Annotated in this window: 25 protein-coding genes; 6 read left to right on the top strand and 19 right to left on the bottom strand. The window is 66.7% G+C overall.

Annotated elements, in window-relative coordinates:
- Positions 1-192: 192 nt before the first annotated feature.
- From ACFWVD_RS03460 to ACFWVD_RS03510, 11 genes are all read right to left on the bottom strand, one after another.
- Positions 193-1761: an alkaline phosphatase D family protein gene (locus ACFWVD_RS03460; RefSeq protein WP_379240318.1), complete on the bottom strand. Its 1569-nt coding sequence runs from the start codon at positions 1759-1761 to the stop codon at positions 193-195.
- Positions 1762-1859: 98 nt separating this feature from the next.
- Positions 1860-3287 carry a PepSY-associated TM helix domain-containing protein gene (locus ACFWVD_RS03465; protein WP_379240319.1) on the bottom strand — a complete coding sequence of 476 codons (1428 nt, stop codon included), beginning with the start codon at positions 3285-3287 and terminating at the stop codon, positions 1860-1862.
- Positions 3288-3449: 162 nt separating this feature from the next.
- On the bottom strand, positions 3450-4010 hold the full coding sequence (locus tag ACFWVD_RS03470) for a hypothetical protein (RefSeq protein ID WP_379240320.1): 561 nt from the start codon (positions 4008-4010) through the stop codon (positions 3450-3452).
- A gap of 54 nt (positions 4011-4064) precedes the next feature.
- Positions 4065-5729, bottom strand: coding sequence for an acyl-CoA synthetase (locus ACFWVD_RS03475; protein WP_379240321.1), 1665 nt, complete (start codon positions 5727-5729; stop codon positions 4065-4067).
- Positions 5730-5858: 129 nt separating this feature from the next.
- The gene (locus ACFWVD_RS03480) at positions 5859-7484 is read right to left on the bottom strand and encodes an acyl-CoA synthetase (RefSeq protein WP_379240323.1); all 1626 of its coding nucleotides are present in this window, start codon (positions 7482-7484) and stop codon (positions 5859-5861) included.
- 97 nt (positions 7485-7581) lie between these two features.
- Positions 7582-8073 (bottom strand): ArsR/SmtB family transcription factor, encoded by a 492-nt coding sequence (locus ACFWVD_RS03485; protein ID WP_379240324.1) that lies wholly within the window; start codon positions 8071-8073, stop codon positions 7582-7584.
- A gap of 78 nt (positions 8074-8151) precedes the next feature.
- Positions 8152-9084, bottom strand: coding sequence for a sphingomyelin phosphodiesterase (gene sph / locus ACFWVD_RS03490; protein WP_379240325.1), 933 nt, complete (start codon positions 9082-9084; stop codon positions 8152-8154).
- A 180-nt stretch (positions 9085-9264) separates the two neighbouring features.
- Positions 9265-9897: a hypothetical protein gene (locus ACFWVD_RS03495; protein ID WP_379240326.1), complete on the bottom strand. Its 633-nt coding sequence runs from the start codon at positions 9895-9897 to the stop codon at positions 9265-9267.
- A 122-nt stretch (positions 9898-10019) separates the two neighbouring features.
- Positions 10020-10397 carry a hypothetical protein gene (locus ACFWVD_RS03500; RefSeq protein WP_379240327.1) on the bottom strand — a complete coding sequence of 126 codons (378 nt, stop codon included), beginning with the start codon at positions 10395-10397 and terminating at the stop codon, positions 10020-10022.
- Positions 10394-10696 carry a type II toxin-antitoxin system Phd/YefM family antitoxin gene (locus ACFWVD_RS03505; RefSeq protein WP_379240328.1) on the bottom strand — a complete coding sequence of 101 codons (303 nt, stop codon included), beginning with the start codon at positions 10694-10696 and terminating at the stop codon, positions 10394-10396. The genes ACFWVD_RS03500 and ACFWVD_RS03505 overlap by 4 nt, the downstream gene beginning before the upstream one ends.
- A 40-nt stretch (positions 10697-10736) precedes the next feature.
- Positions 10737-11720: a diiron oxygenase gene (locus ACFWVD_RS03510; protein WP_379240329.1), complete on the bottom strand. Its 984-nt coding sequence runs from the start codon at positions 11718-11720 to the stop codon at positions 10737-10739.
- A gap of 125 nt (positions 11721-11845) precedes the next feature.
- On the opposite strand from ACFWVD_RS03510, the gene ACFWVD_RS03515 reads away from it, so the two are divergent.
- Positions 11846-12814: a DUF5996 family protein gene (locus ACFWVD_RS03515; protein ID WP_379240330.1), complete on the top strand. Its 969-nt coding sequence runs from the start codon at positions 11846-11848 to the stop codon at positions 12812-12814.
- Positions 12815-13048: 234 nt separating this feature from the next.
- On the opposite strand, the gene ACFWVD_RS03520 is transcribed toward ACFWVD_RS03515, so the two are convergent.
- The 3 genes from ACFWVD_RS03520 to ACFWVD_RS03530 all read right to left on the bottom strand — a co-directional run bounded on the left by ACFWVD_RS03520 (position 13049) and on the right by ACFWVD_RS03530 (position 16312).
- Positions 13049-13354 (bottom strand): hypothetical protein, encoded by a 306-nt coding sequence (locus ACFWVD_RS03520; RefSeq protein WP_379240331.1) that lies wholly within the window; start codon positions 13352-13354, stop codon positions 13049-13051.
- A 318-nt stretch (positions 13355-13672) separates the two neighbouring features.
- Entirely contained in the window at positions 13673-14887 is a 1215-nt protein-coding gene (locus ACFWVD_RS03525; protein ID WP_379240332.1) for an acyl-CoA dehydrogenase family protein, read from the bottom strand.
- 30 nt (positions 14888-14917) lie between these two features.
- On the bottom strand, positions 14918-16312 hold the full coding sequence (locus ACFWVD_RS03530) for an acyl-CoA dehydrogenase family protein (protein WP_379240333.1): 1395 nt from the start codon (positions 16310-16312) through the stop codon (positions 14918-14920).
- A gap of 131 nt (positions 16313-16443) precedes the next feature.
- On the opposite strand from ACFWVD_RS03530, the gene ACFWVD_RS03535 reads away from it, so the two are divergent.
- A complete protein-coding gene (locus ACFWVD_RS03535) occupies positions 16444-17856 on the top strand; it encodes a glycosyltransferase family 39 protein (RefSeq protein WP_379240334.1) in 1413 nt (470 codons plus the stop codon).
- A 1-nt stretch (position 17857) separates the two neighbouring features.
- Here the strand turns inward: ACFWVD_RS03535 and ftsX are convergent, their stop codons facing one another.
- The 5 genes from ftsX to prfB form a co-directional block, all read right to left on the bottom strand.
- Entirely contained in the window at positions 17858-18760 is a 903-nt protein-coding gene (gene ftsX / locus ACFWVD_RS03540) for a permease-like cell division protein FtsX (protein ID WP_379240335.1), read from the bottom strand.
- A complete protein-coding gene (gene ftsE, locus ACFWVD_RS03545; RefSeq protein WP_379240965.1) occupies positions 18760-19440 on the bottom strand; it encodes a cell division ATP-binding protein FtsE in 681 nt (226 codons plus the stop codon). Before ftsE ends, ftsX begins: the two co-directional genes overlap by 1 nt.
- A 63-nt stretch (positions 19441-19503) precedes the next feature.
- Complete coding sequence (locus ACFWVD_RS03550) at positions 19504-19659, bottom strand: hypothetical protein (protein WP_379240336.1); 156 nt, start codon at positions 19657-19659, stop codon at positions 19504-19506.
- Positions 19646-20503, bottom strand: a complete 858-nt coding sequence (locus ACFWVD_RS03555) for a mechanosensitive ion channel family protein (RefSeq protein ID WP_379240337.1) — start codon at positions 20501-20503, stop codon at positions 19646-19648. Before ACFWVD_RS03555 ends, ACFWVD_RS03550 begins: the two co-directional genes overlap by 14 nt.
- Positions 20504-20632: 129 nt before the next feature.
- Complete coding sequence (prfB, locus tag ACFWVD_RS03560; protein ID WP_379240338.1) at positions 20633-21751, bottom strand: peptide chain release factor 2; 1119 nt, start codon at positions 21749-21751, stop codon at positions 20633-20635.
- 73 nt (positions 21752-21824) lie between these two features.
- On the opposite strand from prfB, the gene hisN reads away from it, so the two are divergent.
- The 4 genes from hisN (at position 21825) to ACFWVD_RS03580 (ending at position 25955) form a co-directional block, all read left to right on the top strand.
- A complete protein-coding gene (gene hisN / locus ACFWVD_RS03565; protein ID WP_379240339.1) occupies positions 21825-22610 on the top strand; it encodes a histidinol-phosphatase in 786 nt (261 codons plus the stop codon).
- Positions 22611-22704: 94 nt separating this feature from the next.
- Positions 22705-24705 (top strand): DNA helicase RecQ, encoded by a 2001-nt coding sequence (gene recQ / locus ACFWVD_RS03570; RefSeq protein WP_379240340.1) that lies wholly within the window; start codon positions 22705-22707, stop codon positions 24703-24705.
- Between the two features lie 113 nt (positions 24706-24818).
- The gene (locus tag ACFWVD_RS03575; protein WP_379240341.1) at positions 24819-25052 is read left to right on the top strand and encodes a hypothetical protein; all 234 of its coding nucleotides are present in this window, start codon (positions 24819-24821) and stop codon (positions 25050-25052) included.
- A gap of 288 nt (positions 25053-25340) precedes the next feature.
- Positions 25341-25955 carry a YdcF family protein gene (locus ACFWVD_RS03580; protein ID WP_379240342.1) on the top strand — a complete coding sequence of 205 codons (615 nt, stop codon included), beginning with the start codon at positions 25341-25343 and terminating at the stop codon, positions 25953-25955.
- Positions 25956-26058: the final 103 nt, after the last annotated feature.

The raw sequence follows: 26058 nt of genomic DNA on the forward strand, positions 1-26058 counted from the left end.
CTCGAAGTATCGGCCGAGAGCACCGAGTGTTGCTGTCCGAGCACTATCCCCAGCCGGCACCGCCGACGCTCAAAACCTTTACAACTCAGTCGATCATGACACGTCCACGGGCTCGCTGTCGATGCGTTGCGCGCATTGCCGGATACCGATTTCGCACCCGTGTCGCGGGTTTGCTGGTTGCGGTGTTCTCGCTCAGGCTTGCACGGCACCGGGAGTGCCGTCTTCGACGACGAAACTCGCGCGCGTGCTGATCGGTGCGCCCGGACGGCTGACGTACGGGACGACGCGGAAGTCGTTGCGCCACTGGCGATGATCCAGGTCTACGCGCACGTAGCCGCGCTGCCGGTTGTAGAACTTCATGTCCGGATTGGCGGCCAACAGGCTGCGGCCCGCGTCGGTGATGTCGGCGCCGTCGCTGCCGGTACTGATCGAGGTACCGGTGAATTCGGTTGCCACCACCGGTGATTCAGGGTGGGCGTAGTCGCGGCGTAGGTCGGCGACGTAGTTCTCGTGGCGGTCGCCGGTGATCACCACCAGGTTGTCCACCGCGTGATCGGTGGCGGCGCCGAGCACGGTGTTGCGGTCGGCGATGTAGCCGTCCCACGCGTCGGTGCCCAGCAGCAGGCCGGGGCCGGGGTCGTAGTCGGATTGCGCCATGGCGACCTGGTTGCCCAGGATCTGCCAGCGGGCCTGCGAGGTGGCGAAGCCGTTCACCAGCCAATCGCGTTGGGCCGCACCGAGAATGGTGCGGTCGGTGGCGAAGCGGTCGGTGCAGCCGATGACCGCGGAGCCGTCGCCGCAGGCCTGGGGTGTGCGGTACTGCCTGGTGTCGATCATGGTGAATTCGGCCAGGTCGCCGAAACTGTACCGGCGGTGCAGGTGCATCGAGGGGCCCGCGGGGAGTTGGGCCAGGCGCATCGGTTGGTGCTCGTACATGGCTTGGAAGGCGGCGGCTTTGCGGCGGCGGTACAGGGGTGGCAGGCGGTAGACGTCCACCCCCAAGCCGGGGCGTTCACCGGCCCAGTTGTTGTCGAGTTCGTGGTCGTCGAGGGTGACCAGCCAGGGGAACGCGGCGTGCGCATTCTGCAGTGGCACTTCGGCTTTGGCTTGGGCGTAGCGCAACCGGTAACCGGTCAGGTCCACGGCTTCGTCGGCGAGTTGTGGTGGCATGTGCGCGCCGCGCCGGGCCAGGACCCACGAGGATTCGTAGATGTAGTCGCCCAGATGCACGACCAGGTCGAGGTCTTCGGCGCTGAGGTGTTCATAGGCGGTGTAGTAGCCCGAACTCCACGATTGGCACGACGCGAACGCGAATCGCAGCCGCTGCGTCGGGCTGTTCGGCAGCGGCGCGGTACGGGTGCGGCCGACCGGTGAGATCGCCGAGCCAGCGCGAAATCGGTAGTAGTACCAGCGATCTGGTGCCAGACCGAAGACCTCGGGATGCACACTGTGCCCGAGCGCACGAGTGGCCACCGCCGACCCACGTGCCACGACCTTCGTGAACAGTTCGTCATCGGCGACCTCGTAATCCACGGTCACCGGTTCGACAGTCATGCCGCCGTACCCATCGGGCGCGAGCGGATCGGGAGCCAGGCGCGTCCACAACACGACCCCGTCGGACGTCGGTTCACCGGACGCGACCCCGAGGGAGAACGGTTCACCGAGCCGTCGCGGCGCAGCGAACCGCGCGCTGCTCGCCGCGCCCACCCCCACCAGCGCCGCGACCGAACCGGTACGCAGAAGTTGGCGACGCGACAGCATCGTCAGATCCTATTCGCCACGAAAGGGAACCGCGCAGATGCGACGATTCCCTTTCGCGAACTCGGAGTCGGCGAACCGCCCGCACTGTCAGCCCAGCTTTACGCCTGCTCGGTGCGCGCGGCGAGTCCCGACGCGACGTCGATGAGCAGAAACGCCAGCAGACTCAACCCGATCAGGGGGATGAACCAGCCGATCGCGACGGCTGCGGCGACCAACGGGACGGTGATCCACCGGGACGTGCGCCGTAGGGCACCGCGCCGTGGTGGGACGGGGAGCGCGGTTCTGCGGGTGGGGCGGCGTTGCCACCACATGCGGTAGCCGAGCACGATCACGGTGATCAGGCCGGCCATGATCGTGAGCAACAGGAGTTGGTTGAGCAGGCCGAACAACAGGCCCATGTGGAAGGCGATGCCCCAGTTGGTGAGTTTGGCCAGCAGGGGCCACTGCGCGAACGGCAGCTTGTCGGTGACCGTGCCGGTAGTGCCGTCGATCGCGATGGCGTCGATCGTGTAGGTGCCCGGAAGTCTGAGTTCCTTGACGGTGAAGGCCTTTTCGGGTGTTGCGGGAATGGTGATCTCGGCGCCCTGGGTGACTCCGTTGGCGCGGGCTGCTTCGTACACGCGGTCCAGTTGTGCGATGCGGGCGGCCGGATCGGCAGGGGCAGCAGCGGTGTGACCTGCGCTGTGGTGGTCACCGCCCGCCGGCTGGGCGGGCCCGGTCAGCGCGACGCTGACCGCGGGCGTGGTCCAGCTCATTTCCTCGCGCAGCTTCGTGACGTTCTCGCCGGCGTAGGTCGACCAGGTCATGCCGGTGGCCGACAGCATCAGCACCACCGGCAGGATCCAGATGCCGATTGTGCCGTGCCAGTTCATCTTTCGACGCCTCGGTGCCGACAGGTCCGGCGTGAGCAGCCAGCGGGCGGAATTGCGTGCCCGCCGTGTGCGCACGCGATGCACCCACAGCACCAGGCCGAACAGTGCGATCACCCACAGCCACGACGCGGCCAATTCGCTGTAGAGCCTGCCGAATTCGCCCAGATGCAGGCTGCGATGGAACTCGCTGAGCCATGTGCGCAGGGGTAGCGAACCGCCGCTGCCGTAGACGACGGACTCGCCGACCGGTTGGGCGGTGTGCGGGTCGACGAACACCGAAAGTCGTTCGGAATCACCGAGAGTGGGGTCGTTGAACAGCACGCGGGTGGTGTCGCCGTCGTTGGGGGCGGGGGCCACGGCCACCAGGGTCAGGTCGGGACGGGCCGCGACGGCCGCGCCGACCTGGGTCGACAGCGGTTGCGCGGGGCCTGCCGTGTCGACCTGGAGTAGGTCACGCGAGACGAAACCTTCGATCGTCGGCGCGATCGCGTACAGGGCGCCGGTGAGCGCGGCGATCAGGATGAACGGGGCCACGAAGATCCCCGCGTAGAAGTGCAGGCGCAGCGCCAGTGGATAGAGGCGAGAGCCGCGGCGCGGGCCGGTGACCGGTGGCGCGACGTCTCTCGCGGGCGGACGAGTGTCTGTGATGCTCATGATGATTCGCTTCTGGAGTATCGGAACCCGGCGAGCACGGACGTGACACATCCAGTCGCGTCGACACGGTGACCAGCGCAGCCTCGCGAGAGCAGTCGACAGCTCGTCGCGATGCGCGCAGACAGCGCACAGGCGTAAGTCCGTGCGCCGGGTGAGGGAGGTTCAGAAAACGATCGCGAGCGGGGGAGCGCGGGTGCGCAGGGACGGCGTGGCGAAGATTCGCAGGATGACGCGGTCACGGTGGACCAGGCGCAATGGGGCCGGGTCAGGGATGCGGGGACTGCGGTAGCGCAGGGGCAGGATGCGCGCGAGGACGGCGCTGCCGATGCGGTACGCGGCTTCGGTGCCGATGATCACCGCAGCCGCAAGCAGCGCGGCCAAGCTGTGGGCGGTGAGCATGGCCAGGCCGAGCGAGTCGTCGGCGGCATGACCGTGCCCGGACCACTTCATCGTGGTGTGGCCGATCACCTGACCGCCCAGCAGCACCGCCGCCAACCCGACCGCGCCGTCACGCAACGGCCCGACCCCGGCAACCAGCGCACCGACCACCGCCGACACCGCCGCCAACAACACGATCGTCGTGCTCCCCGGCAACGCACCCCCGCCGGCCAACCCGTGCGCCGCCAACGACAACGCCCCCGACATCGAGCCCGCGCAGGCGCCACGCAGCCGCGCGCTGACCGCACGCGACGGCGCGCACGCCCGCTCGAACCCGATGATCACGCGCCGATACTAGACGACCGGCATCGACCGCCCAGGTCAGACCGCCGATTGGGCTCAGTCCGCCTCGACCGCCATGTCGATCATCGGCTTGCGCAGCAGCTTGCCCGTGGCGTTGCGGGGCAGCTCGTCGACGAAGATCACCTCGCGCGGCACCTTGTAGCGGGCCAGGTTCTCGCGGACGTAGTCCTTGATCTCTTTGGCGTCGCGCTTGGATTCCGGGCCGGGCACCACGATCGCGCGCAGGCGTTTGCCGAAGTCGCGGTCGTCGACGCCGACCACCGCCGCTTCGAACACGTCGGCGCGACCGGCGATCAGGTTCTCCACTTCCAGCGGGAAGACGTTCTCGCCGCCCGACACGATCATGTCGTCGTCGCGGCCGTCGATGTACAGCAGGCCGTCGGCATCGAAATGGCCGACGTCGCCGCTGGACATCATCCCGTCGACCATCTCCTTGGTCCGGCCGTCGGTGTAGCCCACGAAGGCGAAACCGTTGTCCACGAAGATCGTCCCCGGGGTGTTCGGCTCGGTGACCGGCTTGCGGTTCTCGTCGAGCAACACGACCCTGATCCCGACCGGCGGCTTGCCCGCGGTGCTCGGTGCCTTCCGCAGGTCCTGCGGGGTTGCCACGGTCATCACCGCGCATTCGGTGGAACCGTAGAGGCTGTACAGGGAATCATCGAAGTAGTCGAGGGTGCGGGTCACCACGTCCGGCGGGATGGCCGAGCCCGAGGAGAAGATCACCTTCATCGTCGACGGGTCGTACTTCGCCAGGATCTGCTCGTCCAGATCCATGATGCGCTGCAGCATCGTCGGCACCACCACCAGCGAATCAGCCTGGTACTTCACCACATTGGCCAGTGTCTGCTCCGGATCGAACCGGCGCTGCTGGAAGATCACCCGGTTGCCCAGCGCCAGGCCGAGGGTGAACTGCGACAGGCCCGTGCCGTGAAAGATCGGCGCGGCCATGATCATGGTGCCGTTGTTGGGCAGCGGCACCCGGTCGATGAACTGCGCGGAAGCGAACGGGCTGACCTTGTCACGCGGGGCGCCCTTGGGCGTGCCGGTGGTGCCGCTGGTCAGGATGATCATGCCGCCCGGCTTGCTCGGCGGGGTGACCGGCGCGGTCGAACGATCGGCCGACAGCGACGCCACGGTCGGGATCGACGGATCCACCTCGTCGGCTTCGTCGACCCAGGTGAGCACGCGCGGAATATCGGCCGGGATCGCGCTCATCAGGTCGAAGAACTCGCTGTCGTGCAGCACCGCCTTGACCTTCTCGCGCGCGGCCACATCGGCGAACTGTGGTTTGGCGAAGCCGGTGTTCATCAGCACCGCCCGCACACCGAGTTTGCCCGCCGCGAGCAGGCTCAACACCATGCCGCGGTGGTCGCGGGCCAGCACGGCGATCACATCGCCTTCGCTGATCCCGTTCGCGCGCAGCCCGCGAGCGAACGCGCTGGACTGGGCGTCGAGTTCGCCGAAGGTGATCTCACCCAGTTCGTCCACGATCGCGCCCGCGGTGGGCCTGCTCTGCGCGGCGTGCATGACCACACCGGCGAACGGGCCGAACTTCGATACATTGCGAAACGATCGAGCGGCGTGGTCGGGGCGCAGCGGGTTGAACAGCTTGCGGTCCATCATGACCTTGACGCCGAGAGCCAAATCACCAGCGCGTCGGGCAGTAGTGCCTAGAGCGGTGGTGCCTAGAGACAGAGACATCGAACAGCCTTCCGGCAGACCGATCCCACGAAAGACGCAGGGACGGACCGCGTCTTCGAGATCCAGTGCTGGTGCTAACACTAGCAAGCGGTCTGACCAGATTGTGGCCTCGGTCTCAGGCAGCACTCATCATTGGGAGACCTCATAGTCGATCAGCGCCCGGCGCAGGATCTTGCCGGTGGCGTTGCGGGGCAGTTCGTCGAGGAACACCACCTCGCGCGGCACCTTGAAGCGGGCCAGGTTCTCCTTCACGTGCGCCTGCAGCTCGGCTGCCTCCACGCTGTGGCCTTCTTCGAGAACGACGAAGGCGCGCAAGCGTTTTCCGAACTCGGCGTCGTCGATGCCGATGACCGCCACGTCGTTGATCTCGGGCCGCTCGACCAGCAGGTTCTCCACCTCCTGCGGGTACACGTTCTCGCCGCCGCACACGACCATGTCGTCGTCGCGCCCGTCGACCATGAGCAGCCCGGTGTCGGTGAAGTGCCCCATGTCGCCGCTGGACATGAAGCCGTCGATGATCTGCTTGTGCCTGCCGTCGGTGTAGCCCTCGAAGGGCGCGCCGCTGCGCACGAAGATGCGGCCCTTGGCACCGGGCGTGGTGACCGGTTGGTCCTGCTCGTCGAACAGGCGGACCTCGCAGGTGATCGGCGAACGGCCGACCGTGCCCGGCGCTTCCGCCAGTTCGGCGGGGGTGGCAATGGTCGCGATGGCGACTTCGGTGGAGCCGTACAGGTTGTAGAGCACCGGTCCGAAGACCTCGGTAGCGCGGATGCACAGCTCCGGAGAGAGCGCGGAACCGGCGAACAGGATGACCTTCAGCGACGACAGGTCGTACTTCGCGCGGACTTCCGCGGGCAGTTCGGTCATCCGGTGCAGCATGGTCGGCACGCAGACCAGCATCTCGACCTGGTGTTCCGCGATCGCGGCCAGGGTCTTCTCGGCGTCGAAACGGCGCCGCATCACGATCTTGTTCGACAGGATCGAGTTGACCAACCAGGTGCCGACGCCGGTGCTGTGGAAGATCGGCGACACGATCATCGCGGTGCCCTGCTTGGGGAACGGCACCCGGTCCACGAACTGGGCGGTGGCCATCGGCGTGACCCTGGTGCGCGGTGCCCCCTTGGGCAGGCCGGTGGTGCCGCTGGTGAGAATGATGAAGCCGCCGGGCTTTTTCGGCGTGGGCAGGTCGTCGGTGGCATTGTTCGCGATGAGGTCATCGAAAGTTGTTGAGCCCGCGGGGAGTTCGGTGCCTTCGTCGACCCAGGTGAGGTAGCGCGGCAGGTCGGCGGGCAGGGCGTCTAGCAGGCCGAGGAACTCGCTGTCGTGCAGGACCGCGACCACCTTCTCGCGCGCACAGACCTCAGCGAACTGCGGTTTGGCGAAGCCGGTGTTCATCAACGCGATCCGCGCGCCCAACTTGCCCGCCGCGACCATCGACATGATCAGGCCGCGGTGATCGCGCGCCAGCACCGCGATCACGGTGCCCTCGCCGATGCCCGCCTCGCGCAGACCGCGCGCGATCGCGGTGGACTGCTGGTCGAGTTCGCGGTAGGTCAGTTCGCCACGCTCGTCGGCCAGGGCCACCTGATCGGGGAACACACGCGCCGAATGGCGGACCAGTGCGGCCTGCGGGCCGTAGACCCGGGATTCCTTGATCGTGCGCAGGGTCTCGAGCGGCTTCTTCGGATCGGAGACGCCGCGCGCACGCAGCACCCCGATCGCTTTCACGCTTTCGACCAGGTGGGACACGTTCACTGGACTACCTCCGCAGCATCGCTCTAGATGATCACGGTAGCAGTCGATGTGCCCTGCATCACAGTATTCCAGTCGGGCAATCAGGACATTTCTGTTGTCAGCGCTGCGCGGCGGCCAACACGGCCAGCAACGGCACGAGCCGACCCTCCGGCACCTCGAAACGGCCAAGGCCCGCGGTCTGCAACCAGCCGACCGCGGCCAGTTGACGCAGGTGCTGGTAGATCTCGGGTGAAGTGCCCAATTCCGCGATGGCGGCCAGGTCGGCGGCGGTGCGACGACCGTAGACGATCTCCTGCAGCAGTCGCAGCCGCACCGGATCAGCAAGGGCGGCAAGACAATTGGCGGCCTCGATCGTCCACACGTCGCCGACGATCGCATCGGTGGGGTACTGGGCCTGCCAGTCGAACCGCTCGCCGGTGGGCAACTGCAGCGCTCCGGCCAGCAGCACACCGCCGGTGCGTTGCCCGGCGTCGGCGAACTCCTGCCGCAACCGCGCCACGGCCCACGGCAGCTGCGCCACTTCGGGATTCGCGCTTTCGAGGGCGGCTACGCGCCGTTCCAATTCTTCGAGTCGGTCGACCAGATCCACGCCGTCAACCTACTGCGTCGGTCGATGATTCGGGCCCGCACCGCCGCAGGTGGGTCACACCCGCGGCGGTGAACGAGGTCAGCCCGCGTACCCGAAGACCGGGTAGTGGTCGCTGTAATCGGTGTAGGTGTGGGTCTGGCCGCCGGCGTCCACGCTCCACGCGGGGCTCTTCACCCGTCGCGTCTCGTTGACGAACCGGTTCGGCACGGCGTGACCGGCGATCGGCAGCACGTAGTCCAGGTGCTCGGAGGCGTACTCGGGGCCGTACTGGTCCGAGCACACCGAGTTGTCCGCGCAATCCCAGGAATGCCGGTGGCCGGTGTGCGTGGGGGCCGCGGCGCCCAGCTGCGAGAGCATGGCCGGGTATTCGGCGCTGGACTCGATGACGTTCATATCACCCGCCACATACACCGGCTGACCGGCGGGAATGCGTCGACTGTCGAGGAAGCGGCGGATCTCCGCGCGCTGCTGCGCCCGCTTCTGGCCCGGCTGGCCCGCGCTGCACCCGTCGTCCTCGGACTGCATGTGGGTGCCGATCACGTGCACCGGACCGCCGGGCGAGGCCAGCTCCACGTAGACGAAGCCCTTGTTGGAGAACCAGTCACCGCCACATGCGTCGGCGTACACGTACTGGATCTTGCGGCTGATCGGCCAGCGGCTGACGATGGCCACGCCGCCGTCTTCGGGGGTGGTCGCGGAGTACGAGCCCTGGGTGGCGTCCCAGCCGCTGCGGGATCGGCCCAGTACGGGGGTCTGGTTGGGGTAGGTCTGGCGCAGGTTGGCCAGCATGCGGTCGCCCGCGGAGTTGTGGAACAGCTCCTGCAGCACCACCACGTCCTGGTCGGCGAGGACGTTCTGGGCGGCGATCAGGTCGGCGCGCTGTTCCTGTCCCCAGTTGGGGTACAGGGCGCCGGCCAGCATGAACACGTTGTACGACGCGATGCGGGTCGGGGCGGGCGCGGGAGCGGCCGCGGCGGGGACGACGGGCAGGGTGGCTGCCGCAATACACAAGGCGGACAAGACTATTCGTTTGAACATGATCTATTTTGATCACGCGTCCAGTTCGAAGGGGAGGAACGGACGAGAAGTTCATCGGGCCGCCGGTAGCCGGTCGTTCAGGTTACAGCTCGGGATCGTTTGTAACGCAGACCAAAACGGCCGCGCACCACTGTGCGCGGCCGTTAAGGTGAACTACCTGGTCACAGCGCCGAACGACGGCTGCTGAATGGTGCCGCGCTGGTACGCGAAACCATCCGGGTGCGCCTCGTCGACCGGCACGGACCAGCGGTGCCACAGGCTGCCGAAGACCGCGGCCACGATCAGCCCGCCGCCGGTGTTCAGCGGTGCGGTGCGGATGGTGGTGTCCACCGGCACGTCCATGTGCTCGGTGAGCACCGCGGTGCCGCTCTGCCCGTTGGACAGGTTCAGCCACATGACCTCGAGCTTGGCCCCGGCCTGATTGGGCGAGATGGTGCCCGGTCCGCCGAAGAAACCGAAGCGGAAACCGTCGATATCCAGGGCGATACCCGAGCCGTACACGCCCGGTCCGGCGCCGTTCTGGCCGATATCGGAGGTCGCGGGGATCTGGAACGGCTGCGCGGGCAACGCGACGTCGACCGTGCCGTTGGCCGTGAGCTGATCCAACGCGGCCAGTGCGCCCGGATTGTCCGCCACCGACGTGCGCAGCTGCGACACGGCCGAGGCCACATCCACAGTCTGTGCGGTCGGGTCCGCGACCGCGGGACCGGCGAAGGCGAGGGTGACCGCGGCCGACGTAGCGGCGACCGCGACAGTGATTCGACGCATGAAACTCAGATGATGCATAACCAGCTCTCCTCGAGTGTTCCTGGTGCAGCTTTTCTGGTAGATCGTCCGTGGTGCACGGTACCCACAACCGCTGTGGGCGCGATCACTACCCCCGGGGAAAAGCCGAGCTCAGAACCTCGCTACGGCATATGCGCGATCTGTACTTTGTAGCCGCGATACAGCTCGGGTTTGGCGGTGAGTACCGGCATGTCCAGGTGTTGGGCGGTGAACACCACCGGCGCGATCAGCGGCCAGTCGGTGTGATCGTCGACCATCGGAACCGTGGTGCCGATCCGGATCGCGGTGGGCGCGTCGAGTTCGGCCCAGCGCACGGCCACGCGATTGTCGAGCAGGCGCCCGAGTTCGTCGATGTTGTCCACCGCGCGCATCGCGGCCATCAGACTCACGGTGGGCACCACCAGGATTCGACGCTGCTGGGTGAACTGGCGCATGATCACCTGCCCGAACAGCGGCGACATCGCCAGCGACGTGAGGGCGGTGTGATCGGCGACGCTCACAGTCGACTGTCCAGCGCGCCCATCAGCTTGCTCAGTTTGGCTTCGGCCTCGGCGATATCGGCCGCGGAATGCGTGGTGATTCTGGCGTCGAGACCGCCCAGGATCTGTTCGCGCAGATCATCATTGAAGTACGCCGGGGGTAATGCCCCGTGCCGCAACACTTCCGCCGGTACCACCGCGACCAATTCCTTGCCCTCCCGAGTCACGATCACGGGCCGCCCGCTCGCGGACACCCCGTCGAAAACACTGCCGAGCTGACCTCGTAACTCGGTCAGCGGCACACTGTCGTAATCGGCCATACCCCACTGTACAGCGCTGTGTACAGCGGGGAAGCCCTGTTCAGGCGGCTTTACGCGCCGGTTCGCTGCGGTAGCGGGTCACCGGGCCGTCGATGCCGAGCAGACGCCAGGTGAGCTTGGCGACCGGGTTCATGATGCCGCTGTTGGTGGCCAGCGCGCGTACATCGCCGAAGATGTTGCGCATCATCGACGCCGATTCCGGGTTACCCCAGTACGCCTCGCGCATCACGTCGGCGGGGATGTCGAACTTCTCGACGAACTCCTTGGGCGGGGTCATGATCATGTCCAGCATCACCCGCATCGCGATCGGAAACAGCACCGACAGCGCGGATTTGGTGACGATGTTCATGCCGGGCACATTGCGGCGCAGGTACTCGTGCGCGAACGAGATGTGCCGGGCCTCCTCGGCCACATGGATCTGCATCACCCGGTGCACCATCGGATGCAGGTCCACACCGCCGCGCAACAGCGACTTCTGCAGGTGATCGATCGGCTCCTCGCCGCCCAGCACCAGGGTGAAGAACAGTTCGGGGAAGTACTTCACCGCGGGCCAGATCACCATCGTGAGCTTGCGGTCGATGGTGCCCATGCCGACCACATCGCGGTAGCCGATGCGATTGATCAGTTCCTGGAACATCATCGTGTGGTTGCACTCTTCGGCGGCCTCGTGCGTGACGTACCGGAACTCCGGGTCACCGTTGGGTACCGAGATCAGGTATTGCATCAGCCCGCGGATCAGCAACTGCTCGAAGTCCAGGCCCACCTTGACGATGCCCGCCTGGCGCCACATGCCGATGGCGATCTGCTTGTCGACCGGCTGGGCTTTGTACCAGGGGTGACGGCCCAGTGGGTCCTCGTCGGGCATGATCCAGCGCGGATCGTCTGAGTGCACGGCGAATTCCGGTGCGTCCCAGTCGATGTCGACGTAGGGGTCGAAGTGTCGGTTGACCGACCCTTCGGACAGGTTGCGCAGGATCTCGTGGTATTCGGGATCGGTGGCGGTGTTGCGTGTCTTGGACAGCATCGGCGGTGTCCTCCATTCAGTGTGGCGCAGATCCCAGTTTATATGAGACCTAGAGTCTCACACAATGGTGCCGACGTAGACTGAGATGTCACGAGACAGTCCCGCGAGAGTGAGGAATGTTCGCCATGACCCAACCCTTGACCCCGGCCGGTGCCGTGTGGCCGCCGCTGCTCGTGGATTCCTGGACCGATACCCGCGAGACGTTGCACATGATGACGCAGATCGTCGGGAAGGTACAGATGGCGTGTACGCCGCTGGTGAACCAGTGGTGGAACGTGGCATTCGAGTTGAGTGCGCGCGGGATTCGCACGAATACGATGTCGGCCGAGGGCAGGGCCTTCGACGCCGAATTCGATTTCGTCGCAGAGGAATTGGTGTTGCGCACCAGTGACGGCCTGCGTGCCGCGGTGGCTCTGCGTCCACGTCCGATTGCGGAGTTCTATGCCGAATTCCGCAGTGCACTAGTTCACATGGAGATCTACGTCGACATTCAGGCCGCACCGAACGAAGTCGAAAACCCGATCCCCTTCGCCGAAGACACCACCCACCGCGCCTACGACGCCGACGCGGTGCGCACCTTCTGGCAACAACTGGTCCAAGCCGACCGCGTCTTGAACCTGTGGCGAGCCGGTTTCGCCGGCAAAGGCAGCCCCGTCCAGATCTGGTGGGGCGGCCTCGACATGGCCTGCACCCTGTTCTCCGGCCGCGAAGCCCCACCCCACCCCGGCGGCGCCCCCCACTGCCCGAAATGGGTCAACCTCGAGGCCTACAACCGCCAATGCGCCAGCGGCGGCTTCTGGCCCGGCGGCTCCGGCGAAGGCGTCTTCTACGCCTACTGCTACCCCCAACCCGACGGCTACTCCGACCGCCCCGCAGGCCCCGACGGCGCCCACTGGGACAAATCCCTCGGCGAATTCGTCCTCCCCTACGAAGTGGTCACCCAATCCCAAGACCCCGACGCCACCGTCCTGCACTTCCTCCAATCCACCTACGAAGCCGCCGCCGACCTCGCCAACTGGGACCGCAGACTCTTCGACGTCAACCCAGCCCGCCTCGACCCCGAAATAAAGGCCGCAAACCGCAACCGAATCTGAGCGTAGACTCGATCGGTGTGGCGCACGTCACGTATTTGCTCGTGGGGGTTCGTCCCGAACGAGGAGTCGGCGATGGCGGCACGTGGGCGGCGATCTCCGGCGTATTTGTGCTGGTCGGGTGCGGAAATAACACCGACGTGCCACCGCCGTCGACATCATCAACGGTTCCCCCAACACCCAACGATTACTCGACCGTATCGAAGTCAGACCTTGGGCCATGAGGAGGCTGGGTGGCTATGGTTCCTCGACGCTGACTATGACGTCGCCAGGCTCGAAGTCCGAAATTTGAAGCTCTCGGAAGACGATGCCCACCTGTGCAGGCTGCCCTGGCTGCGCGTCGCGGCGGGTAAACCCGTCGATGGCCAGACATACGGCTGACGGGCCTTCCTGACCGTTGGCTCGGACCACCTGGAGCTGATCGCCAGCGGTTACCTCGCCGGACTCGATGTACCCAGCGGCCACGGTCCCTCGACCGGTCACGGTGAAGACCGCGTCGACGTGAAACCGGAACTGCTCGCCAACCGGCGCCTGGCTGACCATGCGACGATCATGTACCCCGGCTCGGCTATCGCGACGGCGACACTCCTGTGCCCATGACCGAGGGACGGTGTCCCTGCTGATCACCAACAGCAAGGGGGGCGACGATGAGCGGCGATCTGTTCGGCAAGATCGTGTGGAAGCCCGGGTTCGGCAAAGCTGGTCTCGAGTACGTGAGTCGGCCCACATCTGGGAGCTTCCCTCCGAGAACGGCCTGGAAGCAGCCTGAGAGACCATGAGCCGATTCGGAAGGCTTCCGAAAACAAGAAATCCGGTGCGAGTCAGAAAATCGACTCGCACCGGATTTCGTTGTCTACCAGCTCACTTCAGTTCGGAGCTGGTCTTTCCGAGGACGCGGCGGGCCACGATCAGCTGTTGGATTTGCTGGGTGCCTTCGAAGATGTCGAGGATCTTCGAGTCGCGGGCCCACTTTTCGAGCAGGGTGCGCTGGGAGTAGCCGATGGTGCCGGCCAGTTCCACTGCCTTGAGGGTGACGTCGGTGCCGGTGCGGCCTGCTTTGGCCTTGGACATCGAGGCCTCGAGCGAGTTGGGCTTCTTGTTGTCGGCCATCCAGGCGGCGCGCAGCGACAGCAGGTAGGCCGCTTCGTAGTCGGCTTCCATGCGCAGGAATTCCGCGGCGGCGGCGGACTGGTTCATCGCGGGGGTGTCGTAGGAGATCTCGACGCCGGCCTCGGTGAGGACGGTGCGCAGTTCCTCGAGCGCGGCGCGGGTGACGCCCACGGCCATGGCCGCGACGAGGGGGCGGGTGTTGTCGAAGGTCTGCATGACCCCGGCAAAACCCTTCTCCACGTTGACTTCCGGCGAACCGAGGATGTTGTCGGCGGGGATCCGGCAGTCCTGCAGCAGCAGCACCGCGGTGTCGGAGGCCTTGATGCCGAGCTTGTGCTCGAGCCGCGCCACCGACAGACCCGGAGCGTCACGCGGGACGACGAAGGACTTGATCGCGGCGCGACCCAGGCTCTTGTCGACCGACGCCCACACCACGATGTGGGTGGCGCGCTGACCGCAGGTGACGAAGATCTTCTCGCCGTTGAGAACCCACTCGTCGCCGTCGAGCACGGCGGTGGTGGTGACGGCGGCGGAGTCGGAGCCGAACGACGGCTCGGTGATGGCCATCGCGGCCCACACCTTGCCGAACCGCGCGAGCTGTTCGTCGGTGGCCACCGCGGCGATCGCGGCATTGCCCAGTCCCTGGTAGGGGATGGTCAGCATCAGGCCGACGTCGCCCCACGAGGTCTCGAGGGAGTTCAGCAGCGCGGACATGTTGCCGCCGTTGGCATTGGCGGTCAGGTCCGCGTCGGCCTCGTCGTTGCGACCACCCGCGGCGCCACCGATCTTCTGGGTGCCGGAGTCGGCCAGGCCCTCGATCATGGCGGCCATGGTGTCGAGCTCGACCGGGTACTCGTGCTCGGCGAGGTCGTACTTGCGGGAGATGGGGCGGAAGATCTGCGCGGCGACCTGGTGCGCCTGGTTGGCGCTGGCCTTCAGCTTCCTGGGGAGTTCGAGATTGATCATGGAAGGACTCCTACGAAGTGAGAAACGGGCCTAGACCAGCACGATGCCTTCGGCGACACCGACGGAACGAAGGTCGCGGTACCACCGCTCGACCGGGTGTTCCTTGGTGAAGCCGTGACCGCCCAGCAGCTGCACGCCGTCCAGACCGATCTGCATGCCCTTGTCGGTGGCGAACTTGCGCGCCAGCGCCGCCTCGCGAGCGAACGACAGACCCTGCTCCGCACGCGACGCACCACGCAGGGTGATCAGGCGAAGGCCGTCGAGCTCGATCGCCATGTTGGCGACCATGAAAGCCACCGCCTGACGGTGCGAAATGGGCTCACCGAACGCTTCACGTTCGTTCACATACGGGATCACGTAGTCGAGCACGGCCTGTCCGGTGCCGATGGCCAGCGACGCCCAACCCAGTCGCGCCAGCTGCACGGCGTCGCCGTATTCGGCGGCGCGGGTCTTGGCGTCACCGTCGCCGAGGATGGCGTCGGTGCCGACGGCCACGTTGTCCAGGATCAGGCGGCCAAGGCCCGCGGCGCGCAGACCCATGCTCGGGTCGGCTTCCACGGACAGTCCGGCGGTGTCGGATTCGACGATGAACAGCGCCGGGCGCCCGTCGAGTTCGGCTGCCACGATGAACAATTCGGCATCCGCGGCCGCGGGGACCAGGCTCTTGACGCCGGTGAGCTTGTAACCGCTGGGGGAGCGAACGGCCTTGGTCTGCAGGGCGAACGGATCGAACAGCGCGCGCGGCTCGTTGATCACGACCGAGGCCTGCGGCACGGCGTCGCCGGTGAAGGCGGGCAGGTAGGTCTGCTGCTGCGCGTCGGTGCCCCACTGGGACAGCGCCACGGTGACACCGCTGGGCGCCAGAATCGGCAGCGCCAAACCCATATCGCCGTGCGCAAGGGCTTCGGCGACAAGGGAATTGGTGACCGCGCCACGCTCGGAGGCCGCGCCTTCCAGCTCCTCGGGCACATTGATCAAGGTGATGCCCAGTTCGGCGGCGCGCTCGAGCAGATCGCGCGGGGCCTTGGCGGCATTGTCGGCGTCGTACGCGGCGGGGCGCAGGATCTCGCCCGCGAAGTCGCGCACCGTTTCGACGATCATCTGCTGCTCGTCGGACGGGGTGAGGTCGAAGTAGTCCTTGGTCTTGGACTCGTTGTCCACCAGGCGTTTCGGTTCCCCGCCGCCGGTGACCTTGGCGAAGGTGCGCGTGGCCGCGCCCAGGGTGCGGAACCCGGTCTTCGTGCCCTCGTAGGTGACCCGCTCGATCGGCTTGCGCAGGTTGTACTTCTCGGCGAGCTCCGACCCGGTAATGGTCGTCAAAGCGCGCATCGCGGCGCCCATCCAGTCCCGCTTGGGCTGGCTGAGACCGACCGCGGACGTGTCGTTCGGACGTCGCTTCGTCGCGCTGTCTCGAGTGCTCATCATCACCTGATTTCCTCGACTGTCGGGGCGCCTTGTGACCCCGCCCATCTTACTCCTCGGTAAGACTATCTTACTCCGGAGTAAGAAGCGCGATGATCCGCTGTGGATTCACCGGTTTCTGTCACCCTGGACAGGTGCCCGTCATAGCGTCGGTTTTCGCGCTCGTCCTGTTGGCCTACTCCGGGCGCTACGGCTATCACCGCGATGAGCTGTACTTCCTGGCCGCGGGACGGCGCCTGGACTGGTCTTACCCTGATCAACCGCCGCTGTCGCCACTGTTGGCCAGACTCACCACCGCCATCGACCCCGACTCGTTATGGGTCATGAGGTTGCCCGCGGTCGCCGCCGCCACGTTCGTCGTGGTGTGCGCCGGGTGGATGGCGGGGGAGTTGGGCGGCGGCCGCGGGGCGCGGGCAGTGGCCGCGGCGTCGGTGGCCAGCTCGGCGCTGATGATGGGCGCGGGTCACCTGTTCGGGACGACGGTGTTCGATCTGGCGGCGTGGTCGTTGATCTGTGTGCTGGTGTTGAAGCTGGCGCGCGATCCCCGGTGGTGGTTGGTGATCGGGGTGGTCGTCGGCGTCGGGTTGCAGAACAAGGTGTTGTTGATCGTTCCCGTTGTCGCGCTCGCGGCGGCGTTGGCGGTGACAGGTCAGCGGAAGCTGTTCGCTACCAGGTATTTCGGGTTGGCGGTGGGTATCGCGTTGGTGATGTCGCTGCCGTATCTGTGGTGGCAGGCGGGCAACGGGTGGCCGCAGTGGGCGATGAGCAGGGCTATCGCCGGGGGTTCCTCGGGGACCTCGGATTCGCCGATCACGTTCGTGCTCTTACAGTTCGGGCTGTTCGGGACGTTGTTCGTGCCGCTGTGGGGGTATGGGTTGTGGCGGCTGTGGCATTCGCGGTGGCGGGCGTTTCCGGTCGCTTACGCCGGGCTGTTCGTGCTGTTCCTGGCGACCGGCGGCAAGGCGTACTACCTGGGCGGGATGTATCCGGTGTTGCTCGCGGCGGGCTCGGTCGGGGCGGCGGCGTGGCTGGGTACGTCTGGGAAGCGTTGGGCCGCAGTGGGTTCGGCCGCCGTAGTCACCGCGCTGATGTCGGCGGTGGTGTTCCTGCCGGTGCTGCCTGTCGAGGCGCTGCCGGCCTCGCCCGTGTTGGCGATCAACTATGACGCGGGCGAAACCATCGGTTGGCCGCGCTATGTCGAGCAGATCGCGGCCGCCCGCCCCGCCGGTGCGGCGATTCTCACCGCCGACTCCGGCGAGGCGGGCGCGATCGAACGATTCGGAGGCGAATTCGACCTGCCCACACCGCATTCCGGCCACAACGCGTACTGGTGGTGGGGGCCACCGCCCGACAGTGCGACCGTGGTGCTCACCGTCGGGATCGACCGCGAGCGAGTGGCCGCACTCTGTTCGATCGTCGAGCCCGCAGGGGTGCTGGACAACGGGTTCGACATCGACAACGACGTGCAGGGTGAGCCGATGTTCGTGTGCCGCAACCCGATTCGGCCCTGGTCGCAGGTGTGGCCGCAACTGCGCGTGCTCGGCTGAGCTATTCGCGCACGTAGTAGCGCAGGGTGAGATAGGCCGTGACCGCGGCGAAGATGATGCCGATCGGCGCGATCGTCAACGCGACCACCGCGATGTCGTCACCGGTGATGCGCGGGAACACATTGCTGTCGAACAGCGGACCCAGCGCCCGGTCGATCACCAGCGGACGGGCGATCACCAGGCCGAGTACCGCCAGCACCGAGCCGACGAACGCGGCCGCGACCGCTTCGAGCAGGAACGGCAGCTGGGTGTACCAGCGCGTGGCGCCCACCAGGCGCATGATGCCGACCTCGGTGCGGCGGGTGAACGCGGCGATCTGCACCATGTTCAACACCAGCAGCATCGCGGCCAGCGCCATCACCAACGCCAAACCGAAAGCGGCATTGCGCAATCCGTCGAACAGGCTGGTCAACCGGTCGACGAACTCCTTGTCATTGGCCACGATCCGCACACCCGGCCTGGTGGCGAAGCTGTCGTAGATGTGCTGATACTGATCGGCATCGGTCATCTTCACCCGCAACGAAGCGGGCAGCGGTGAGTCGGAGATGTACTGCACCATCTCCGGCTGATCGGCGAACAGCTTCTTCGCCTCCTCCAGCGCGTCGGCGCGGTTGAGGAACTGCACGCTCTCCACGCCCGAGGTCTGCTTGAGGTCGGCCAGCAGCACCTTGCACGGGTCGGCGGCGCAGTCGGGATCGGTCTCGGAGACATTGTCGTCGAGGTAGAAACGCACCTCGAGGCGGCCGACGAAGAAATTCTCGGTCTTGTCGGCCATCCGCACCGACAGCAGGCCACCGCCCAACATCATCAGCGACACCGCGGTGGTCAGGATCATCGCGATGGTCATCGTGAGATTGCGGCGCAGGCCGTCGACGACCTCGGTGAACAGGAAACTCAGTCGCATTATCGACCCACCCCGTAGACGCCGGTCGCTTCGTCGCGCACGACTCTGCCGTGGTCCAGTTCGACCACCCGCCTTCGCATCGCGTCGACGATGTGGTTGTCGTGGGTCGACATCAGCACCGTGGTGCCCACGCGGTTGATCCGTTCCAGCAGCGCCATGATGTCGGCGCTGGTGTCGGGGTCCAGGTTGCCGGTCGGTTCGTCGGCCAGCAGCACCAGCGGCCGGTTGACGAACGCGCGCGCGATCGCCACCCGCTGCTGTTCACCACCGGACAACTCCGACGGCAACCGCTGCCCCTTACCGCCCAGCCCGACCATGTCCAGCACCTCGGGCACCGTCCGTTCGATGAACTGACGTCGCTTGCCGATCACCTCCAGCGCGAAGGCCACGTTCTGTTCCACGGTCTTCTGCTGCAGCAGCCGGAAGTCCTGGAACACGCAGCCGATCCGCTGCCGCAACTTGGGCACCTTCCGGGCGGGCAACCGGTCGACCCGAAAGTCGGCGACCGAGATCTGCCCCGACGTGGGTGCTTCTTCCTTGAGCAGCAGTCGCATGAACGTCGACTTGCCCGAACCGGACGGGCCGATGATGAAGACGAACTCGCCCTTGGTCACATCGACGGAAACGTTGTCCAGCGCTGGTCGCGTGGAGGTCGGGTACGACTTGCTCACGTTGCGCATGGTGATCACGGGGAGCCAGTGTAGCCAGGGGGCGGGGCTGTTCCGGTGGGCGCGACGCGCCGATCAGGGCTGGGATTCGGCATTCACCCAGGTCGGAACGGCATTGAGGAACGACGAGGAGCCGTCGGGTGCCGGTTCGGTCGGTTTGACGAAAACGTAGACGACGAACGTCGACAGCCACGCCGCCATCAGGATCGCTGTGGACTTACGTGGTTTCACTGATTCCCTCCTTACGCAGGGCCGCGGCCACGCGCACGCGCAGTTCGCGACCCACTTCGAATTGTTTGCCGGGCAATGTGCGGGCAACCATCCGGATATTCATCACATCGAGCGAGAGATCTTCCACACCCATCACCGAAGGCTCGTCCAGCAGCAACGGTTTGAGGCGGCGATCCTCGTAGGCCTTGGTGCACACCGCGTGCAGGATCTCGTTGATCTTGGTGATGTCGGCCTGTGCCGACACCGGCACGTCGATCGCGGCGCGCGCCCAGTCCTTGGACAGGTTGGTGACCTTCACGATCTGCCCGTTGGGCACGATGATCACCTCGCCGTCGGAGTTGCGCAGCGTGGTGATGCGCAACGTGACGTCTTCGACGGTGCCCTCGGCGGGATCGGCCGAACCGGTGACCGCGATCTGCACCACGTCACCGAAGCCGTACTGGCGTTCGGTGATCAGGAAGAACCCGGCCAGGATGTCCTGCACGATGCGCTGCGCACCGAAACCCAGTGCCGCACCGAGCACGGCCGCGGGCGCGACCAAACCGGTTACCGAAAAGCCCAGTCGCCGAAGCACTTCCATGCCGACCAGCACGTACACGATCGTCAGCACGACCCACGTGACCACCTGGGCCAGCGCGTGGCGGTGCTTGGCCGCCTCGGTGCGCACCAGGGCGTCGCTGGTCTGGAAACCGGAGTCGATCTTGGTGGTGACGCGGTCGCGTAGGAACGCGGCGAACCGGCCGAACAGCATCGCGCCCACGATCAGCAGCACGATCTCGAGCCCGCTGGACCGCATCCAGTCGGAGATTTCGGGTCCGCTGTTGGCGGCGAGGACCATGGTCATCGCGCCTCCTTCAGTGACCTGTATCGGCACAGTTTCGGTTCGGTCGAACACACACAAGAAAGGTTACAGGTCGGTCACGGTGTGCGGTCAAACGTGGTGCAGCACACGGTATCTCCAGCGAACAGCTGGTTACGCGTCGGTCTGATCGCGCATCCGCCAGCGGATGCCGGACTCGATGAAACCGTCGATGTCACCGTCGAGCACCGCGGTCGGATTGTTGACCTCGTGATTGGTGCGCAGGTCCTTGACCATCTGGTACGGGTGCAGCACGTAGGAGCGCATCTGGTTGCCCCACGACGCGCCCTCGTTGGTCTTGAGCGCGTCCATCGTGGCGCGCTCCTCCTGACGCTTGCGTTCCAGCAGCTTGGCCTGCAGCACGCGCATGGCCGAGATCTTGTTCTGCAGCTGCGACTTCTCGTTCTGGCAGGTGACCACGATGCCGGTGGGAATGTGGGTCAGGCGCACCGCGGAGTCGGTGGTGTTCACCGACTGGCCGCCGGGGCCCGACGAGCGGTACACGTCCACCCGGATCTCGCCCTCGGGGATCTCGATGTGGTCGGTGGTCTCCACCACGGGCAGCACCTCGACCTCGGCGAAGGAGGTCTGGCGGCGGCCCTGGTTGTCGAACGGGCTGATCCGCACCAGGCGGTGCGTGCCCATCTCCACCGACAGCGTGCCGTAGGCGTAGGGCGCCTTCACCGCGAAGGTGGCGCTCTTGAGACCGGCCTCTTCGGCGTAGGAGGTGTCGTAGACCTCGACGGAGAACTTGTGCCGTTCGGCCCAGCGGATGTACATGCGCATCAGCATCATCGCCCAGTCGGCGGCGTCGACACCACCGGCCCCGGAACGGATGCTGACCAGCGCGTCACGCTTGTCGTACTCGCCCGACAGCAGCGTGCGCACCTCCATGGCCTCGACATCCACGCGCAGTGCTGCGCGCTCGGCATCGGCATCGGCGGTGGCCTCGGCGGCCGCGGCGTCTTCTTCGGCCTCGGCCAGTTCGTACAGCACCGGCAGGTCCTCGAGCCGCTGGCGCAGCTCTTCCACGCGGCGAAGTTCGCTCTGCGCGTGCGACAGCTCGCTGGTCACCTGCTGGGCGTGGTCCTGGTTGTTCCACAGCTCGGGATCGGCGGCCTGGTGCTCGAGTTCGTCGATGCGGCGGCGCAGCTCCTCGACATCGAGGACCGACTCGACCGTCTTGAGCGTGGTGTCGAGTTCGGCGAGGTCGGCGATAACGTCAGGATGCACGATGTCCTAGGTTACCGGTCGCCTCCGACACCTGGGCTGTCGGTCAGCTCGACTGCCCAAATACACTGACCCCGTGTCGACCTACTCCGCTGACCTGGACCTTGCCCTGCGACTGGCTGACGAGGCCGACGCGATCTCGAGCGTGCGCTTCGGTGCGGTGGATCTGAAGGTCGACTCCAAACCTGATCTGACGCCGGTCTCGGACGCCGACCTGGCCGTGGAGCAGATGATCCGGCGGATCCTGGCCACCGAACGCCCCGGCGACGCGGTGCTCGGCGAGGAATTCGGTGGTGACGCCGAGTTCGCCGGCAGGCAGTGGGTGGTCGATCCGATCGACGGCACCAAGAACTTCGTGCGTGGCGTGCCGGTGTGGGCCAGTCTGATCTCGCTGCTCGAAGACGGTGTTCCGGTGGTCGGCGTGGTCAGCGCGCCCGCGTTGGGCAGGCGCTGGTGGGCTGCGGCCGGGTCGGGTGCGTGGGTGCAGGTGCACCCCGGTGCGCCCAAGCCGATCTCGGTGTCGGCGGTCGGCGACCTCGATAACGCGAGCCTGGCCTTTTCCAGCCTGTCCGGCTGGCACGAACGTGGCCTGCGCGACAAGCTCATCGACCTCACCGATGCCGTCTGGCGAGTGCGTGGTTACGGCGATTTCTTCAACTATTGCCTGGTCGCGGAGGGTGCGGTCGACATCGCCGCCGAGCCGGAGGTCTCCCTGTGGGATCTGGCGGCCCTGGACATCCTGGTCCGCGAAGCGGGTGGTGCGTTCACCTCCCTGGACGGGCGTCCCGGCCCGCACGGTGGCGACGCCGTGGCGACGAACGGCCTGCTCCAGGACGTGGTGCTGTCCCGTTTGGGCGGATAAATCGAGTTATCCACATGTGAGCAACTTTCGCATCGGCCGCCGTCGGCGTCCCTGCGCAGGCGGCGGCACCGGCGCTCGCTCGTAGGATGGCCCGGTGAGCAATTCCGGCGCCACAGCCCCCGATGTCGAAGACTTCCCCTACGAAGACTTCCCACCTGACGACGCGTATCCGTCCGACGGCGGTTACGTCTCCGAGCACGACTTCGCCGACACCGGCGACGTCCACTTCGACGATCTGGCCCCGGCCACCCCCGGCCGGGTCGCGGCACCCGATCGCGGCGAGACCGCCGACGAGGTCCTGCGCCGCGTCTTCGGTTACGACAGCTTCCGTGGCGACCAGGCGGCCATCGTCGAACAGGTCGTCGGGGGCGGCGACGCGCTGGTGTTGATGCCCACCGGTGGCGGTAAATCCCTGTGCTACCAGGTCCCTTCGCTGGTTCGCGAGGGTGTCGGCGTGGTCGTCTCGCCGCTGATCGCGCTCATGCAGGACCAGGTCGACGCACTGAGCGCGCTGGGTGTGCGTGCCGGATTCCTCAACTCCACCCAGTCGCCCGATCAGCGGCGCACCGTCGAGGCGCAGTTCGTCTCCGGTGATCTGGACCTGCTCTACCTGGCGCCGGAACGCCTGCGACTGGAAGCCACGCTGCGGCTGCTCGACCGCGGCAAGATCGCCCTGTTCGCCATCGACGAAGCGCACTGCGTGTCGCAGTGGGGCCACGACTTCCGGCCCGACTACCTCGCGCTGTCGCTGGTGCACGAGCGCTGGCCCGATGTCCCGCGCATCGCGCTCACCGCGACCGCCACCGAGAAGACCGCCGCCGAGATCGTCGAACGCCTGGACCTGCGCGCCGCGAAACAGTACATCTCCAGCTTCGACCGCCCCAATATCCAGTACCGGATCGAATCGAAGAACCGCGCCGACCGACAACTGCTGGACTTCATCCGCGCCGAACACCCCGGCGACGCGGGCATCGTCTACTGCCTGTCGCGCAATTCGGTGGAGAAGACCGCCGCCATGCTCAACGAGAACGGCATCCGCGCGGTGCCCTATCACGCGGGCCTGGACTTCCGGACCCGTGCCGAGAACCAGTCCAGATTCCTGCGCGAGGACGGCCTGATCGTGGTGGCCACCATCGCCTTCGGCATGGGCATCGACAAACCCGACGTGCGTTTCGTGGCCCACCTCGACCTGCCCAAATCGGTGGAGGGCTATTACCAGGAGACCGGCCGCGCGGGCCGCGACGGCCTGCCGTCCACCGCCTGGATGGTGTACGGCCTCAATGATGTTGTGCAACAACGCAAGATGATCGACTCCAGCGAAGGCGACGCCGCGCACCGCAGGCAGTTGCAACTGCACCTGGACGCGATGCTGGCCCTGTGCGAAACGGTCGGCTGCCGTCGCGCGCGCCTGCTGAACTACTTCGGCCAGACCGGAACCACCTGCGGCAACTGCGATGTCTGCCTGAACCCGCCCGAAACGTGGGACGGGACGGTGCCCGCGCAGAAGCTGCTGTCCACGGTGCTGCGGCTCAAACGTGAACGGGGACAGTCGTTCGGCGCGGGCCACCTGGTCGACATCCTGCTGGGCAAGACCAACCAGAAGATCACCCAGCATCGACACAACGAGCTGTCGGTGTTCGGCATCGGCACCGACCTGCGCGACACCGAATGGCGCGGCGTGGTCCGGCAACTGCTGGCCGGTGGGCTGCTCGCCGTGCAGGGTGAGTACGGCGTGCTCGCGCTCACCGAGGAGAGCAACGAGGTGCTGTTCGAGGGCCGAAAGGTGTTGATGCGTCGCGAACCCGAACGCGCCGAACGCGCTCCTCGCCCCGCGCGCACAGGCAAGTCCGGCAAGGCCGCCGTCGACCTGCCGGCCGCGGATGTCCCGGTGTTCGAGCGCCTGCGCACCTGGCGCGCGGCCACCGCCAAGGAGCAGGGCGTGCCCGCCTACGTGGTGTTCCACGACGCCACCCTGCGCGAAATCGCCGCTCGCAAGCCTGCCGACCTCGCCGCACTGGGCACCGTGGCAGGCGTGGGCGAGAACAAGCTGGCCCGCTACGGGGAAGGAGTGCTCACCGCGCTGGCGCAGGAGTAGTCGCGAACAAACCGTCGCCGTCGGGCACGCACAGCGGCGAGGTGGTGCGCGCGCACACGCGCGGCGGCAGGGAACCCGCGACGAATCGGGGAACCCCGGGTTACTGTCGAGTCATGGCCAACGATGAGGGCTCCGACGGCGATTCGTCGGGCAGCAGCCCGGCTGCGGGCGGCGATTCCCCGCGCCCCCCGATGCCACACCGCCCCATCGACCCCGTCGTCGCGCCCACCCTGCTCGGCTCGCACCACACCGTCATCCACCGCGGCCGACCACGCTGGTCCACCCTGGCCCTGATCGCGATCTTCACCGCGGCCCTGGTGCTCTACCTCATCCTCACTCCCGGCTGACATCGCCGTCGCGCCTGTCGGCGATCGCTTGCGCCACCCGGTATCCCGCTTTCGCTCGCGCCGCCCCGGCATCCGCTGGCACGCTGTGCTCCGCCCTGGTGGCGGGCGCATCCTCGCCGAACATCGGATTCCGGAAATTTTGCGATGCCACGCACCAGCGACAGCCGAGTCGCGCATGTGAGAAATCAAAACCGCAGGTCATAGCGTTGCCGCGCGCCCTTTCACCGCGCACCGTTGCCGCACGGGATCGATCACCGAGATCGACCCGGGCACGAGGAGGCGACGACGATGTTGCGGTGGAATTGGCGAAACACAGTGGTGTGCGCGGCAATAGCGGCAACCGGCCTGGCCCCGGCCCCGGCCCCGGCCGCCGCCCAGCACCTGTCCCCACCGGGCATGGACTTCGCCCGCGTCCTGGGAACCCCGGCCCTGCCCGGCATCTACGGCCCCGAGACCGCGGTGGTCGTGCTCGGCTACGGACTCACCCCGGAGGGCACGATGCGCGACGAGTTGGTCGCCCGGTTGCGCGCGGGCCTGACCCAAGCCGTGTTCGCGCCGTTGTCGCCGATCATCGTCACCGGCGGCAACCCGCAAGCCGGCCTGTCCGAAGCCGACGCGATGGCCGACTGGCTGACCGCCGCCGGCATCGATCCGACCCGAATCCTGCGCGAACCCGAAGCCGATTCGACCGTGGCCAACGCCCGCAACACCGCGGCCATGCTGTCGGAACGAGGCCTGCGCTCCGTCGTGCTTGTCACCTCCGACGACCACATCGACCGAGCCAGAAGCACTTTCGCCGCCGCGGGCATCACCGTGGTCGGCGACCTGACCCCCGGCCGCGCGCTGTGGTCGTCGGTGCCGCTGCACATCGGCGGCTTCGGCCCCGCACGACCCGCCCTGTGACCTCCGCTGTGAACGATCATCGCCGCCGGTCGCACCGCATCATGACTAGTCGAGAAAATCCACCCGTTCGCCGCGACAACCGCCCCCGCACCTCGTAGCGTCG

Origin of the sequence: Nocardia sp. NPDC058666 (assembly GCF_042714895.1) — a bacterium.
Taxonomy (GTDB): Bacteria; Actinomycetota; Actinomycetes; order Mycobacteriales; family Mycobacteriaceae; genus Nocardia.

Coding starts and splice junctions, on each gene's coding strand:
- ACFWVD_RS03460 (WP_379240318.1), bottom strand. CDS start 1,761: ATGCTGTCGCGTCGCCAACTTCTGCGTACCGGTTCGGTCGCGGCGCTG.
- ACFWVD_RS03465 (WP_379240319.1), bottom strand. CDS start 3,287: ATGAGCATCACAGACACTCGTCCGCCCGCGAGAGACGTCGCGCCACCG.
- ACFWVD_RS03475 (WP_379240321.1), bottom strand. CDS start 5,729: ATGTCTCTGTCTCTAGGCACCACCGCTCTAGGCACTACTGCCCGACGC.
- ACFWVD_RS03495 (WP_379240326.1), bottom strand. CDS start 9,897: ATGCATCATCTGAGTTTCATGCGTCGAATCACTGTCGCGGTCGCCGCT.
- ACFWVD_RS03505 (WP_379240328.1), bottom strand. CDS start 10,696: ATGGCCGATTACGACAGTGTGCCGCTGACCGAGTTACGAGGTCAGCTC.
- ACFWVD_RS03510 (WP_379240329.1), bottom strand. CDS start 11,720: ATGCTGTCCAAGACACGCAACACCGCCACCGATCCCGAATACCACGAG.
- ACFWVD_RS03515 (WP_379240330.1), top strand. CDS start 11,846: ATGACCCAACCCTTGACCCCGGCCGGTGCCGTGTGGCCGCCGCTGCTC.
- ACFWVD_RS03520 (WP_379240331.1), bottom strand. CDS start 13,354: ATGGTCAGCCAGGCGCCGGTTGGCGAGCAGTTCCGGTTTCACGTCGAC.
- ACFWVD_RS03525 (WP_379240332.1), bottom strand. CDS start 14,887: ATGATCAATCTCGAACTCCCCAGGAAGCTGAAGGCCAGCGCCAACCAG.
- ACFWVD_RS03530 (WP_379240333.1), bottom strand. CDS start 16,312: ATGATGAGCACTCGAGACAGCGCGACGAAGCGACGTCCGAACGACACG.
- ftsX (WP_379240335.1), bottom strand. CDS start 18,760: ATGCGACTGAGTTTCCTGTTCACCGAGGTCGTCGACGGCCTGCGCCGC.
- ftsE (WP_379240965.1), bottom strand. CDS start 19,440: ATGCGCAACGTGAGCAAGTCGTACCCGACCTCCACGCGACCAGCGCTG.
- ACFWVD_RS03555 (WP_379240337.1), bottom strand. CDS start 20,503: ATGACCATGGTCCTCGCCGCCAACAGCGGACCCGAAATCTCCGACTGG.
- ACFWVD_RS03575 (WP_379240341.1), top strand. CDS start 24,819: ATGGCCAACGATGAGGGCTCCGACGGCGATTCGTCGGGCAGCAGCCCG.
- ACFWVD_RS03580 (WP_379240342.1), top strand. CDS start 25,341: ATGTTGCGGTGGAATTGGCGAAACACAGTGGTGTGCGCGGCAATAGCG.